We start from the raw sequence: 16,198 nt of genomic DNA on the forward strand, positions 1-16,198 counted from the left end.
GTGTATTCGTGGCAATTTAAGATCAAAGTTTGCGAATGACCGTTTTTTCTGACTGAAAAACTTCGTTCTTGGGCAATTCTGCAATGGCAAGTTCAATATATTTCAACGCATCAGCCTTATTATTTTTGAGTTTATAAATCTGCGCCAATCGGTAATTTGCCCATCCTTTTGACACCTCATCCTTCACTGAGTAATTAGTGATATAATTGCGTAAGTACTTTTCACCTTTGACCAATTCAATATTATATTCTGCAGCCATCTTCCCTATTTGGTAATTTAAGCTATTGCTGTCATGCTTGTTTTGAGCCTCTTCCATATTGGCAATGGCTTTATCTGGTCGTTTTTGGGCTTCATATATGTTGGTGAGTTTCTCGTAACACACCAATGATCCGCCTTCCATTACGGCCAACTTGAAATAGTTTTCAGCGGTTTTTAAATCGTTATCGTATTGATAGATATAGCCTTTTGCCAAAAAGCCATCTACCTTAGAAAGATTCTGCAATTCATCAGCATATTTAAGTGATTTGGACATGCTACCACCAATAATCCCTGGCAACTGCATATACAATTCTACCAATGCCCATCGGGTTTCAATATGCTCTGGATCAAGATTAGCCGCCGTTATAAAGGCTTGTTTTACATCTCCGATAATTGAAAGGGCTTTCATTTTATTAACTGACAGGGCTTTCATACCCAAAGCACCGCCGTATTTATAATGATAATTAGCCGTTTTAGGGCTCGCATCTACCAACTTTTTATAGTTCTCAATAGCTCCATCCCATTTCTTCTGATGGCCATACGCATCGCCCAAAAGCTCAATCCCCGTAAGATTATTAGGATTGTCCTTCACATAATTATTCATTAACGATTCCGCCTTCGAAAATTGTTTATCAGTTAAAAACTGTTTAGCCTTCTGAATATCAGTTTGACCTGCTGCTACTAATGAAAAAAAGAAAAAATAAATAAAGAATTTCATAGTGAATTTTCTGAATTCAAAAATAAACATTCTTAAGTAACATTCTTTATTCGATATTTAATCTTAGGTATTATTTATTTTTATTTTCTATTCTATAGTTCGGAATCTTGAATTTCCCATCGTTCAATTGTTCTGGTATCATTTTTGCAAAAACATAAAAAGCAATAAAGTTAACTTCAAAATTCGTTAACTTCACTCAATCAAATGTAGGCGTGACGCATTTCATCTTTTTTAAAAGATCCAATAGTATTAGCTTACGTTCAAATCCATATTAAGGATTCAAATCTATTCAAATGATGAAACAGTTTATAACTCTATTTATGATCATATTTTTTGCAAATTTTACACATTCCCAATCCAATAATTATGAGAAATTATGGAAAGAAATTGAAAAATATGAAAATGAAGGTTTGACCAAATCGGCGTTAGCCGTTGCGGAACAGATTTCAAAATTAGCAGTTGCCGAAAAACACACTGTGCAACATATCAAAAGTTTATTGTATAAAAGTAAATATGCTCTCATTTTAGAAGAAGATGCACAACTTAAAATTATCAACGATTTTAAATCACAAAGTGCTTCCAGTGATATTCCAACCAAAAACATTCTTGAAAATATGCTCGCTAATTTGTATTGGCAGTATTTTCAACAAAACCGCTATCAATTCTATAACCGTACCCATACCGAAAGCAAAGTTGAAGCTGAGGACTTTAGAACTTGGGACCTACAGACCTTGTTTGAAGAAATAGATATGCATTATCAAAATTCGCTTAAAAACGGATTGATTCTACAGGAAACGCCCTTGGTTAATTATGACGAATTGTTGCATAAAGCGAATGGCTCAAAGCTATTTAGACCTACTCTGTTCGATTTTTTAAATCACAATGCCTTAGCCTTTTACCAAACTGATGAAACCAGCATTACTCAGCCCGCCTATAAATTTCTAATTGATAATCCTGAGTTCCTATCCGATGCCAAGACTTTTTCAAGACTGGAAATTACCCATCAAGATTCCACATCATTACAGTTAAAGGCTTTAAGGATTTACAAGAATTTAATCGCATTTCATCTTAAGGACAAAGAGCCTTACGCTTTGGCAGATGTCAATATTCAACGACTTCAGTTCGTTAAAAACAATGCTGCATTTAGCGATAAGGATGCTGTTTATTTGAAGAGTCTCCAACAAGCTTCAGCCGAATATAAAGCCCATGAAGTCTCTGCACTTTATGATTTCGAAATAGCGTCATTATACCATCAACAAGGACAAAGTTTTGATCCTAAAACCAATTCTGATGTCCGTTGGAAAATAAAAGATGCCATTGCCATCTGTGATGCGGTCATTCAAAATTTCCCAAAGAGTAAAGGCGCAGAAAAATGTGCTGTCCTAAAGACTGCCATTTTAAAACCTACTTTGCAACTGACTGCGGAAAACAATATCCCCATTCAAATCAACAGCTTAATATTGGTCCGCTATTCAAATTTGAATCATTTAAAATTTAAAGCTTACCGTCTTTCTCCATCCCAATTAGACAATTTCAATAAAACTTACCGTCAGGACGAACGATTCGCATTTATCAAAAAATTAAGCGTCTCGGAAGAATGGGACAGCTCACTTAAGGATGAAAATGACTTTCAAGTTCATACAACTGAGGTGGTCCTTCCTAAACTGAATAACGGACAGTATCTTATTGTAGCCACACCTGATTTTTCAAACGACGAATTTTTCTCCACCAAAACCATTCAAGTAACTAATATGGCGTTGGTGACAAAATCAGATACAAATAAAGAATTGTTCCAATTGATCAATAGAAGCAATGGTCAACCAATTGATGGTGCAAAAGTGACGGTTAGATACCAAATCAATTACAGTAACGAATTCAAAACGCAAAATTTCCAAACGGATAAGAATGGCGAATTCAGCATGGAGAATCCCAAGAATCGCTATTATAATATGAATATCACAGCGATCAACAATTCAGACACTGCCTACTTTAAAGATTATTATAGCAGAAATTATTATAACGAAGATGATGGCCAAGAGCCAATCAGCTATAGGCCATTTTTATTCACCGACAGAAGTATTTACAGACCTGGTCAAGTTGTCTATTTTAAAGGGATAGCCACCAAAACAGAAAATAAAAAAACCACGGTTTATGCCAACCAATCGGTAAAAGTGACCCTTAAAAATGTCAATGGCGAAATGGTCAAGGAACAAGAACTCAAAACCAACGAATTTGGTTCGGTCTCTGGAGAATTCATCCTACCAAATAATGGATTAACGGGCCAATTCAGTCTTGAATTCTACGCTGGGAATTATGGTTATGCCAGCATTTCTGTTGAAGAATACAAACGGCCAAAATTTGAAACTAAATTGCTCCCGATCACCGAAACTTTCAAAGTCAATGATTCTGTAGCCGTAAAAGGCAATGCTTTAGCCTACGCTGGGAGTACGATAACAGACGCAAAAGTTGTCTATCGCGTACATAGAAAAGTGCAATATCCGCGGTGGTATTATTGGTATAGACCGTGGTTTAACAGTGAACCTCAGGAAATTGCTCATGGCGAAAGCATGACGGATAAAGATGGCAATTTTGATATAAAATTTAAAGCCATTCCAGATGAAAGTGTGGATAAAAGCAGTCTACCTGTATTTAATTATGAAATCACGGCAGACGTTACTGACTTAAATGGTGAAACCCGCAGTGCTACTACCATTGTGAATGTTGGTTACCATGCACTTTTAGCTCATATAAGTGTAGAAAACCAATTGGATAAATCGAAAAAAGAACACCAACTTTCTATAAGCACAAAAAACTTGAACGGCGAATTTGTTGCTGCGCAAGGCACTGTCAAAATATACAAACTTCAAGCTCCGAAAGAGGTTTTAAGATCACGTCCATGGCCTGCTCCAGATTATCATGCCTTAACCCGCGGAGAATTTAAAAAAATATTTCCGCATGAAGCCTATCAAAATGAGCATAATCCTGAAACATGGGACAAAGGCAAGATGGTATTTGAGACCAATTTTGACACTTCAAAATCGAAGGAAATCACCTTAAATAATCTTAAAAGATGGGAATCTGGCAATTACATCATCATTTTAGAAAGTCAAGATCGGTTTGGACAATTAGTTAAAGACCAAGCGCGGACTTTTGTTTTCAGTCCAGAAGACAAAACGCTTCCGGATAATCAGCTGTTTAGTGTTAGCACGGATCAGTCCACTTATAAAATAGGTCAAAATGTGATTATTACCTTTGGCTCAGCTGCAGAAAACGTGGTCGTTACCGTGGATGTCGAGAAAGGACAAAAAACCACCAATACCTATATCGTACCTTTAAACAACAACAAAAAAACAATTGCTATTCCTGTTACCGATGCCGATTTGGGCGGTTTCGCCATCCATTATAGTTTTGCGGCCTTTAACAGTTTTCAATCCGGAACACAGACCATTGCAGTTCCTTATCCAAAATCGGAGTTAACCATTGAAACGCAAACGTTTAGGGATAAATTAGAACCTGGAACAGACGAAACCTGGAGTTTCAATATCAAGGGCCCACAAGGCGATAAAGTAAGTGCTGAACTACTGGCAAGCATGTATGATATGTCATTAGATCAATTTCAACCCCACCAATGGCAATTTAGTCCATTATATCAACCTACTTATTATAGCCACAACCAAAGACGCGCCATCCATAGCTTTGGAAGCACTAATTTCAAGGTGTATTTACCTAGCAAAAATTTAAGCTATCCGTATCAAAGCTACGACCAATGGAATTGGTTTGGCCTATATTTCAGAAGCGGGAGACACAATATAATGATTAGAGGAAAAGCTAATGCCGTCCAAATGTCGGCCGAAAGCATAACAGCGGTCGAGGATACCGAAGCGCGTCTGGAGGAGGTCGTCACAGTTGGCTTTGGCACCCAAAACCAAGAGGAAGTTGCTGGATCCATAGACTCCGAAATCAAAGAAAATTTAGAAACTGTAGCCATTCGTAAAAACCTCCAGGAAACCGCTTTCTTCTTTCCTCAATTGCAAACAGATGCCGAAGGGAATGTGTCTTTCAGCTTTACAACACCTGAAGCACTGACCAAATGGAAATTGCAACTCTTGGCGCATACCAAAACCTTAGAAAGTACAACGTCCACCTTAGAAACCGTTACTCAAAAAGAGTTAATGGTCATTCCTAATGCACCTCGTTATTTACGTCATGGTGATGTCATATCTATCAGTACAAAGATTGCTAACCTCACTGAAAATTCATTATCGGGTGAGGTGATATTAGAGCTTTATGATGCCTTGACAGGGAAATCTATTGACGCTAAACTTAATAATTCAAACAATAGAACGTCCTTCACAGTAAATGCAAAAGGCAATACCCAAGTTGCCTGGAGCCTTACCATTCCAGATGATGTGGATGCTGTTCAATATGAAGTAATAGCAAAATCGGGCGCTTTTAGCGATGGAGAACAAAACCTACTTCCTGTATTATCAAACAGAAAGTTGGTTACTGAAACTTTACCGATGTGGATTCGCTCCAATGAAACACGTACTTTTACTTTGGACAAATTAGCTACGACAAGCGCTGCCAACAGTTTCAAAACTCTTAAACATCACAAACTGACCTTGGAAATGACCTCCAATCCTGCGTGGTATGCCGTTCAGGCCTTACCTTACTTAATGGAATATCCGTACGATTGTAACGAGCAAATCTTTAGCAGATATTACGCCAACGCCTTGGCAAGTCATATTGCCAACAGCAATCCGCGAATTAAGGAAGTGTTTGATCAATGGGCTTCACAGGACGTCTTAATCAGCAATCTTGAAAAGAATGAAGAACTGAAAAGCATTCTAATTGAGGAAACTCCTTGGTTGCGCGATGCCCAATCTGAATCCGAACAAAAGAAACGTATCGCTTTATTGTTCGACATGAACAAGATGAATAACGAATTGCAATCGGCACAACGCAAACTTCAAAACAATCAAATGGGCAACGGCGCTTGGGCTTGGTTTGAAGGCGGACGACCAAACCGATTTATTACACAACAGATTATTGTTGGTTTTGGGCATTTAGACCATCTTAATGTCAAGTCGTCTCATAACAAAGAGACTACCAATGATATGATCAAAAAAGCCATCTCCTATTTAGATGCGGAATTTGTTCAAGAATATAAAGACCTTCGGAAATATGATAAAAATGTCGATTTAAGCAAAGACCATTTAAGTTATACCCAATTGCATTATTTATATATGCGCAGTTTCTTTCCTGACATTCCAAAAAGCAAAGAGGTGCAAACCATAACGGCATACTATCAAACCCAAATCCAGAAGTATTGGTTAAATAGATCATTATATGCCAAAGGTTTGATGGCGATGGTGTCACATCGTAGTAAAGATCCCAAAACAGCCGATAAAATATTAAAATCCCTCAAAGAAAACAGTATCACTTCTGACGAATTGGGCATGTATTGGAAAGAGAATAAAGCCTCGTGGTTTTGGTATCAAGCGCCAATTGAAACCCAAGCGCTCATGATTGAAGCTTTTTCTGAAATTCAAAATGACGTTAAGACCATTGACAATTTAAAGATCTGGTTGCTTAAAAACAAACAGACCAACAGCTGGAAAACAACCAAAGCCACCACCGAAGCTGTTTACGCATTGTTGCTGCAAGGTAGCGATTGGTTGAGCGTCACCGAAATGGTTGACGTTAGTTTGGGCGGTGAAAAAATAGAAGCTTCAAAATTAGAGAACGTCAAAGTTGAAGCGGGAACCGGGTATTATAAAACAGCTTGGAATGGCTCTGAAATAAAACCAGAGATGGCAGAGGTTACCTTGACTAAAAAAGGCGATGGTATTGCCTGGGGAAGTTTGTATTGGCAATATTTTGAGGATTTAGACAAAATCACTCCGATTGCTGTGGGTAAAGAAATGCCGTTACAATTGAAGAAGAAGTTATTCTTAAAATCCAATACCGATACAGGAGAACAACTTTCAGAAATCACGTCAAAATCCGAAGTAAAAGTTGGCGATTTGGTCAGGGTGCGAATCGAATTGCGAAGTGATAGAGACATGGAATTCTTACATATGAAAGATATGCGTGCCGCTGGTTTTGAACCTGTCAATGTGTTATCTTCTTATAAATACCAAGACGGATTGGGCTATTACGAAAGCACCAAAGATGCTGCCACAAATTTCTTCTTCGACTATCTACCGAAAGGCATCTATGTTTTTGAATACGATTTGCGAGTGAACAACAGTGGAAATATGAGCAATGGCATCACAACCATTCAAAGTATGTATGCTCCGGAATTCGCAAGCCATAGTGAAGGTATAAGAGTAAATGTGAAGTAAAAAGTAAGAACCTGGAAGGATGAAGTTAGAAGTAGACCTTCAGACATCATATCAAACCTAGATCAAACAAAATCTCCTTCCCTTCAAAAGGGAAGGTGGATTATTCCCGCGGATACGGGATGAAGACGGAAGGATTTATTCAAAAGCGATGATTTAGGAAAAACGAGAACAACGAATAGCATTTAATTGATGCAAGTCAAAAACCACCTCGTCTGTGAGTTGATACATTTTAAATTGTAGACAAATAATAAAGCATTTAAAAGTCTATCCTCAAACAGCAGTCTTGAATCTTAATTCTTAATTCTAACAGCGAAGCGGTCTTAATCCTATTCCCTATTTTGTTAATTAAGGATTAAATCTAATCGATATATCCCATTTCCTTCATCCACTCATTATTGAACATTTTCCCTACATAACGACTTCCATGATCATGGAATAAAACCACCACCACATCGTCTTTTGTAAAATGCTCTTTCAATTGCAACAAGCCTTTAATGGCAGCTCCCGCAGAATTTCCTAAGAACATACCTTCCTCCTTTGCCAACAGTTGAGTATAAACCGCGGCATCTTTATCGGTTACTTTTTCAAATCCATCGATGATATCAAAATTGACATTTTTAGGTAGAATATCTTCGCCAATCCCTTCGGTGACATAAGGATAGATTTCATTTTCATCAAAAATTCCAGTTTCGTGATATTTTTTGAAGACACTGCCATAGGTATCAATGCCCCAAACTTTAATATCAGGATTTTGCTCCTTTAGATATTTTCCAATCCCAGATACCGTACCCCCGGTACCCACGCCGACCACAAAATGTGTAATCTTACCACCTGTCTGTTTCCAGATTTCAGGACCTGTACTTTCGTAATGGGCTTTTGTGTTGCTTAAGTTATCGTATTGATTGACGTACCAAGAATTTGGTGTTTCTTCACTCAAACGTTTGGCCACCGAATAATAACTTCTTGGATCGTCTGGTGCGACATCTGTAGGACAAACAACCACCTCAGCACCAACGGCACGCAGGATATCCATTTTTTCTTTGGATTGCTTATCGCTCATCACAAAAATACATTTGTAACCTTTTACGATGGCTGCCAATGCCAATCCCATTCCGGTATTTCCAGAGGTTCCTTCAATGATGGTACCTCCAGGCTTCAATCGGCCGTCAGCCTCGGCATCTTCAACCATTTTAACGGCCATTCTATCTTTAACGGAATTCCCAGGATTAAAAGTTTCATATTTAGCCAAGACCAAACATGGTAAATCTTTATTTAATTTGTTGAGTTTGACCAATGGGGTGTTCCCAATAGTTTCAAGTATGTTTTCTGCGTATTGCATGCGTTTTAATTTAAGAATGCAAAGGTAAGTCGATTTTTTGATTTATTAAATTGGATGCCATACAGAGTTTTTTAAGAAGTTTTTACGAGAAAACATAATAGCTAAAAACTTAGGCACGGCAGTAACATCAGGGAAATTAAATATATTTTCTGACGTTTCTATTCCTAAGAAGTCGGTAACTACACCGAGTTTATTGTTTGATCGGATTCTTACTATATGTTGTGAAGTCCTTTTCCTCAGTTAGAACACCGTTCTCATAAAACTTCCAGATGCCGTGCTTCTGATCATTTCTATATGTGCCTTCCGCCAGCATGTTACCATCCGCATCATAATATTTTGACATGCCGTGAAGGACATCGTTTTTATAGGTAAATGATTTGATGAGTACGCCTTTTTCTGAAAATATTTTAGAGGTACCTTCTAACTTTCCATGACTATAATGAGATTGTTCGGCCATTTGTCCATTTGGATAATACACTACCTTTTCACCCTCGAGTTGTCCTTCATTATTATAATGTTCAACGGTCATTACGTTGTCGTTTTTATTATGGTAATACACCCATTTTCCAACAAAACGCCTGTCGATCATTTGGCCCTCACTGATCAGTTTTCCTTTAGAAGAATAGAATTTAACCAGAATGTCATCGCCGTTGGGAAGAAATTCTCGAGTGGCACTTAAAACACTTTTATTTCCATCTAATTTATAGAATTTAAATATCCCTACTTCCTTACCATGCTCAAATGTGCCTTCATATCGTGGCTGATTGGTCTGATCGAAATTTACTTTCCAAAACCCATGACGCTCTCCATCAGTATCTCGCTGATTTATAACATCCTGCGCATAGGATTTAGTTAAAAACAATGTTAAAAAAAAGAAAAAGACAATATTTTGTTTAATCATTTTGTATTTTTGTTAAACAAACTAACATGAGGTTAGTTTTTACTTCGAACAAATAAACTCAAAAAAATGAAGATTATTTCAAAAACTCTCAAAATTCTACCATTACTGTTACTGGTTATTGGTTTTCAATCCTGTAGTAGTGATGATGACAACAACGTTGCCCCTCTACCAATGAACATAGTAGAAACAGCTATGGCCACTCCAGATTTAAGTAATTTGGTAGCTGCGTTAAAAGCAGCAGATGGCAATCTGGTAAGCGTATTGAACGGACAAGGTCCTTTTACTGTTTTGGCACCCACAAATGCAGCATTTCAAAATTTCTTAACCGATAATGGATTTGAAAAATTAAGCGATGTACCAACGGACCTGCTTTCTCAAATTTTACTAAATCATGTCATTACTGGAAATGTTAAATCTACAGATTTAGCCAATACTGGCTCCGGCTATACAAACACAAATGCAACTGGTCCTAATGACAAGCCTTTAAGTCTGTACTTTAATGCGACGGACGGTGTAGAATTTAACGGAATTTCAACTGTAACCGTCGCAGATATTTCTGCAACCAATGGAACTATTCATGTGGTGGATGCGGTTATCGGACTACCAACAGTTGTAGATTTCGCTTTAGCAAATTCTAATTTATCAAGTTTAGTAGCTGCACTGCAATCGGCTGATTCTCAATCACCGTCACCAAACTTAATTCCTACGTTATCAGGAAATGGTCCATTTACGGTGTTTGCACCCACCAACGAAGCGTTTGCATCATTGCTGAACGAGCTTGATCCAACCGGAGAAACAACATTAGCTGATGTTGACCCAGCCACGGTTGAAGCCATATTAAAATTTCATGTTGTAAGTGGTAATGTCACTTCAGACGCTATTCCAACAGGTACCGTAGGAACTTTAGGTGGAGATGTGACTGTTAACGCTTCCAACCTTACCATTACAGATCCGAATGATAGAGTAAGTAATATCATTCCAACCTTAGTAGATATTCAAGCCGTCAATGGTGTAGTTCACGCTATTGATAAAGTCGTGTTGCCAGAAATGGGACAATAGTTTTTATATTGATTAATCTTCAATAATTTTGTTGATTAATAGCAAAAATGCCTCTGAGTTTTTCAGAGGCATTTTTTATTTAACATAGAAAAGTTTTTTAGCGCTTTCCTTGTCTTTTTTGTTCTTCAGCTTGTTCCATCATTTCTTTCATCTTTTTCTGGAACTTACTTTCCTTTTTTGGTTTTGCTTTATTCACCTGAATTTGAGCGTGGATCTTCTCTTCATCTAAAATAAAGTTCTTGATGACCAGCATGATTCCGATACTAATTAAGTTCGAGATAAAATAGTACAAACTCAATCCGGATGCATAGTTGTTGAAGAAGAACAACATCATTATTGGCGAGAAGTAAATCATATACTTCATCATTTTAGCCATGTCCGGCATACCTTCCTGGGTTGGCTGAGAAGACATTTGCTGTCCTGTTGTCATTTTCATATAGAAGAAAATTGCTATGGACGCCAAAATCGGGAACAAACTTACATGGTCTCCATAAAAAGGAATCTTGAACGGTAAATCCAATATGGTATCATAAGACGATAGATCCTCCGCCCATAGGAAACTCTTCTGACGAATATCAAAAGCCGACGGGAAAAATTGAAACAAAGCGTAAAAAACCGGTAATTGAATCAGCGCCGGCAAACAACCACTCAGTGGACTTGCCCCTGCTTTAGACTGCAATGCCATGGTTTCTTGCTGAATTTTCATTTTATTGTCCTTATACTTCTCACGAATGGCATCCAATTCTGGCTTAATAATCTTCAATTTAGCCTGAGACAAAAACTGCTTGTACTGAACAAACGACAAACATAATTTGATCAGAATCGTCATAACAACAATCGCAATTCCATACGGCATAAAAGAGCCTAAAAAGGAAAACAATGGAATGAACAAGTAACGGTTGATCCATCCAAAAATACCCCAGCCCAATGGCAGAACTTCATCTAAATTCCTACCGTAGGAATTCAGGATTTTGTAATCACTTGGACCATAATATAAGTCCATGTTCTTATTGATTTCACCACCTTCAAGAGCCAATGGCAATTTACTGGTAAAGGCCTTTGTAAAAACAGTGTCCACATCCTCATCCTGAACCAAATTTCTTGATGTAAAGTATCCTGTTTTAAAAGGCTGATCAGCTAAGAGAATGGAAGTGAAAAAATGCTGCTTATTGGCAATCCAAGTTACATCCTTGGCCGTATCATCAGTAAAATCACCCTGACCTAAATAATCATCTTTACCGCCTTCATATTCAAAAATAAGCTCTGTGTATCTGTTTTCATAAGAGATACTTTTCGCATAACGATAAGTCTTAGCGTTCCAATCGAGATTGACTTCTTGTGAACTATTGATGACATCACTTAAACCTTGCGAACGCACATTAAATCCAAACATATAGTCATCTGGTTTCAGCTCATAACGGTATTCCAAAAACTTGGTTTCTGAAACTTTAAGCTTCATGGAAACCACTGTGTTCTCACCATTTTTAGTAACGGTAGGCTCAAAATAAAGATCTTTGGTATTTAGATTTCTATTGTCTGTAGTAGAAAATGAGATGTTAAAGAGTGCGTTATTATCCTTAATTAGATAAATGGGCATGGAATCATGTGAAACAAACTCCTTGAGTTTCACTTCTGTCAAATAACCACCTTTATTGCTGAATTTCAATTCCAATACATCGGTCTCAACCAAAGTTTCATGATCTTTAGCAGACGGCAATGTTGAGGCATAGGCAAAAGCACCCAATCTATTTTTTAAAGCTTCAAGCTTTGTAGAGTCTAAAGCCGATTCATTGGTATAGTCGTCAGCCGTTGAAACAAAAGTATCCTTTTTGTCAGTTGCTTTTTTCTCTGCCTCTATCTTGGCTTGTTTTTCTTGTTCTTGTGCTGCAATCTCTTCAGGAGTTGGTTGGTTCTGCCATAGCATGAACAATAATATTCCGAAAATAAGAACGAATCCTATAATAGAATTGAGATCAAATTTTTTTTCTTCCATTTACGTTATTTTCAGACCAAAAACGTACTAATAACTTTCAAGGTCCTTTTTAAGTTGGTAATTAATTTTATTTTTTGATACGATTGGACATCACAAAAATGCATCCAAATCTAATTTAATGTCATACTGACACAGTTTTATCCTTTTTATCTTTTTTAACATTGACGGCTGCCTTTACGAAAGCTACGAACAATGGATGTGGATTGGCCACAGTACTTTTATATTCAGGATGATATTGGACGCCCACAAACCAATTGTGTGACGGAATTTCAACAATTTCAACCAAGCCCGTGTCAGGGTTGAGACCTGTTGCTATCATTCCGGCACCTTCAATTTGCTTTTTATAGGCATTATTAAACTCATAACGGTGACGGTGACGTTCAAATATTTCAGTTGTTTGATATACGTCATGGGCAATACTTCCCTTTTTTAAATGACAGGCCCATGCACCCAGTCGCATCGTTCCACCTTTTTCTGTGACCTCTTTTTGCGATTCCATTAAATCGATCACTGGGTCAGAAGTATGCGGGTTCATTTCTGTGGAATTGGCATTTTTTAAACCTAAAACATTACGGGCATATTCTATGACTGCCATTTGCATACCCAAACAAATACCTAAAAACGGAATATTATTTTCACGAACAAACTTCACGGCTTCAATTTTCCCATCCACCCCACGCTCACCAAATCCTGGCGCTACCAATACACCATCTAAATGCGCAAGCTCTGCTGCTGCATTCTCAATGGTCAAGTGTTCGGAATGAATTGGCTGTACATTTACTTTGACTTCATTTTCTGCACCGGCATGAATGAATGCTTCCAGAATAGATTTGTAAGAATCTTGCAATTCAACATATTTACCAATCAATCCAATTGTGACCTCACTTTTTGGATTTTTCAATCGTTTTAAGAATTGATTCCATTGGGTTAAATCTGGTGCGTCACTTTGAAGGCCTAATTTTTTAAGCACCACCTTATCCAAACCTTGTTCCAACATTAAGTTAGGCACATCATATATTGTAGAGGCATCAATAGATTGAATGACGGCCTCTTCACGGACATTGCAAAACAATGCCAATTTACGACGTAAATCCATTGGCAACTCATGTTCAGTACGGCATACTAAAATATCGGCCATAACGCCGCTTTCCATTAAGGTTTTGACACTGTGTTGGGTTGGTTTTGTTTTTAATTCGCCTGCTGCAGAAAGAAAAGGCACCAATGTTAAATGGATGACAATAGCATTCTGTTCTCCCAAATCCCATTTTAATTGGCGTACCGCTTCAATATATGGCAAGGACTCAATATCACCAACGGTCCCTCCTATTTCGGTAATCACAATATCATAATCGCCTGATTTGCCAAGAAGCTGGACTCTGTTTTTGATTTCGTCGGTAATATGCGGAATAACTTGAACGGTTTTACCCAAAAACTCACCACGACGTTCCTTATCAATGACGCTCTGGTAGATACGTCCTGTAGTAACGTTGTTGGACTGACTTGTAGGCACATTCAAAAAGCGCTCATAATGGCCAAGGTCTAAATCCGTTTCTGCACCATCATCGGTTACGTAGCATTCCCCATGTTCGTAGGGGTTCATGGTTCCCGGATCGACATTAATATAAGGATCCAGTTTCTGAATTGCCGTTTTGTAACCTTGAGCCTGAAGTAATTTAGCCAATGAAGCTGCAATAATGCCTTTCCCTAAAGAAGACGTTACACCTCCTGTGACGAATATGTATTTTGTAGTAGTTGTCATGTTGCGCTGTTAAACGCAGGCAAATTTACAAAATTTAAATAGTTATTAAAGCATCTAATTTTAGTTATTTGCCAGGGATAATTCCGATGTGTTTTCGCATTTAAAACACTCATAAGCAATCCTTTAAAAAAACGTAAATTTTAAATCAAGATAATGCTAATTAGCTCCAAGGCTGTCAGACGCGCTATTGTATGATACTTATTTTAGCAAACCGAAGTGACAGTCAAGCTAAGAATGCATATAGTTAAAGCCCAATTTTCGGAAATTTCAAAACGTGACGCTACCAAGCTAATTTCCCAGGCAAGAAATTAGAGTGTTTTTTAGACTCAGTCAATCTTTTCATTGCAGGTCCACATCTGGTCCTAACGTTCAAAAGTTGAAAACACAATGCTGATTTTTTTTGTTTTGCTCGTGTCCTAACCTTAAATCTCAAATTGCGTAATCATTATGAGAATAAGTCATCCATCCGGCACTGCAATGCACATTCAGATTTTAAACCAGCAATCTCATAAATTTATAAGTAATAGCAGATATACAACTCTTTTGTTGTCATTCTTAATTTCATTATGTTCAAATCTCATGGATTGCCATAGAAAAAATACAGCAATAATTTTGGTAAGACATTACAAAAGCAAATTGGAATAAGGAATTATTTTTACAATCACGGCAAGTCTCGGAATATGAAATACCGACTAGTGGGAATTAATCTGTTAAATTCCATAAGCTTCAAATTGATAGGGTCTGTTAAGAATAATTTGACTTTCCCAAAGGCTATTCATAATATTTTATTCGTATTTTTAAAAATCACGAAATAAAAATAAAAAATGGTTTATACACAGAAAATGCTCAGGGATGATGCTTTAAAAGGAAAAACAATTGTTGTCACTGGCGGTGGTAGCGGCTTAGGAAAAGCCATGTCCAAGTATTTTTTAGAACTGGGTGCCCATGTTGCCATTACGTCGCGCAATCTTGAAAAGTTAAAAACTACCGCAGAGGAACTTGAAAAAGAAACCAATGGCACCTGTTTGCCTTTGCAATGTGATGTCCGTAATTATGACGAGGTTGAAACCATGTTAAAAGCGGCTGTGGATAAGTTTGGCTCCGTAGATGTGCTGCTAAATAATGCCGCGGGCAATTTCATCTCTCCTACTGAACGCCTGTCTGCCAATGCATTTGACACCATCATAGACATTGTTTTAAAAGGCACTAAAAACTGCACCTTGGCATTCGGAAAACATTGGATTGATACCAAGCAAACCAACACTTCTGTACTGAATATTGTTACCACCTACGCCTGGACAGGCTCTGCTTACGTGGTGCCAAGCGCTACGGCCAAAGCTGGTGTATTGGCCATGACCCGCAGTCTTGCCGTAGAATGGGCAAAATATGGTATGCGATTTAACGCCATAGCCCCGGGTCCTTTTCCTACAAAAGGGGCTTGGGACCGACTCTTGCCTGGCGATTTAGAAGACAAGTTTGACATGGCCAAAAAAGTGCCCCTAAATCGTGTGGGAGAGCATCAAGAACTTGCAAACCTTGCCGCCTATTTAGTTTCTGATTTCTCTGCTTATATCAATGGGGAAGTTATTACCATTGATGGTGGCGAATGGTTGAAAGGTGCTGGACAGTTTAATTTATTGGAGGCAATTCCGGAAGAAATGTGGGACCAATTGGAAGCCATGATCCGTGCTAAAAAAGATAAAAAATGAATGCAACCTTAGTTTTCTAAGTGCCAAGTTACGATATTCTATAGCAAAAATCCATTTAACAAGCACTAACAGTTAGTTACCACACAAGCCTATAGCCACATCATAAGGTTTTAAC

Annotated in this window: 8 protein-coding genes; 3 read left to right on the forward strand and 5 right to left on the reverse strand. The window is 37.8% G+C overall.

The window, feature by feature from the left end; genetic code table 11:
• Window positions 1-22: 22 nt before the first annotated feature.
• Entirely contained in the window at window positions 23-976 is a 954-nt protein-coding gene (locus H3Z82_RS15995; RefSeq protein ID WP_182206509.1) for a tetratricopeptide repeat protein, read from the reverse strand.
• 293 nt (window positions 977-1,269) lie between these two features.
• Between H3Z82_RS15995 and H3Z82_RS16000 the strand changes: the two genes are divergently transcribed.
• Window positions 1,270-7,323, forward strand: coding sequence for an alpha-2-macroglobulin family protein (locus H3Z82_RS16000; protein ID WP_449528467.1), 6,054 nt, complete (start codon window positions 1,270-1,272; stop codon window positions 7,321-7,323).
• A gap of 358 nt (window positions 7,324-7,681) precedes the next feature.
• On the opposite strand, the gene H3Z82_RS16005 is transcribed toward H3Z82_RS16000, so the two are convergent.
• Both H3Z82_RS16005 and H3Z82_RS16010 read right to left on the reverse strand, forming a co-directional pair.
• Complete coding sequence (locus H3Z82_RS16005) at window positions 7,682-8,662, reverse strand: PLP-dependent cysteine synthase family protein (RefSeq protein ID WP_182206510.1); 981 nt, start codon at window positions 8,660-8,662, stop codon at window positions 7,682-7,684.
• A 190-nt stretch (window positions 8,663-8,852) separates the two neighbouring features.
• On the reverse strand, window positions 8,853-9,563 hold the full coding sequence (locus H3Z82_RS16010; protein WP_182206511.1) for a toxin-antitoxin system YwqK family antitoxin: 711 nt from the start codon (window positions 9,561-9,563) through the stop codon (window positions 8,853-8,855).
• 66 nt (window positions 9,564-9,629) lie between these two features.
• Here H3Z82_RS16010 and H3Z82_RS16015 point away from each other — a divergent pair, with 66 nt between their 5' ends.
• Entirely contained in the window at window positions 9,630-10,622 is a 993-nt protein-coding gene (locus H3Z82_RS16015) for a fasciclin domain-containing protein (RefSeq protein WP_182206512.1), read from the forward strand.
• Between the two features lie 97 nt (window positions 10,623-10,719).
• Here H3Z82_RS16015 and yidC read toward each other — a convergent pair whose 3' ends face one another.
• Both yidC and H3Z82_RS16025 read right to left on the reverse strand, forming a co-directional pair.
• Window positions 10,720-12,615: a membrane protein insertase YidC gene (gene yidC, locus H3Z82_RS16020; protein ID WP_182206513.1), complete on the reverse strand. Its 1,896-nt coding sequence runs from the start codon at window positions 12,613-12,615 to the stop codon at window positions 10,720-10,722.
• A 121-nt stretch (window positions 12,616-12,736) separates the two neighbouring features.
• Window positions 12,737-14,374, reverse strand: coding sequence for a CTP synthase (locus H3Z82_RS16025; RefSeq protein WP_182206514.1), 1,638 nt, complete (start codon window positions 14,372-14,374; stop codon window positions 12,737-12,739).
• 824 nt (window positions 14,375-15,198) lie between these two features.
• Between H3Z82_RS16025 and H3Z82_RS16030 the strand changes: the two genes are divergently transcribed.
• On the forward strand, window positions 15,199-16,083 hold the full coding sequence (locus H3Z82_RS16030) for an SDR family oxidoreductase (protein WP_182206515.1): 885 nt from the start codon (window positions 15,199-15,201) through the stop codon (window positions 16,081-16,083).
• Window positions 16,084-16,198 lie beyond the last annotated feature (115 nt).

Origin of the sequence: Gelidibacter maritimus (genome assembly GCF_014062315.1) — a bacterium.
GTDB classification, from domain to species: Bacteria; Bacteroidota; Bacteroidia; order Flavobacteriales; family Flavobacteriaceae; genus Gelidibacter; species Gelidibacter maritimus.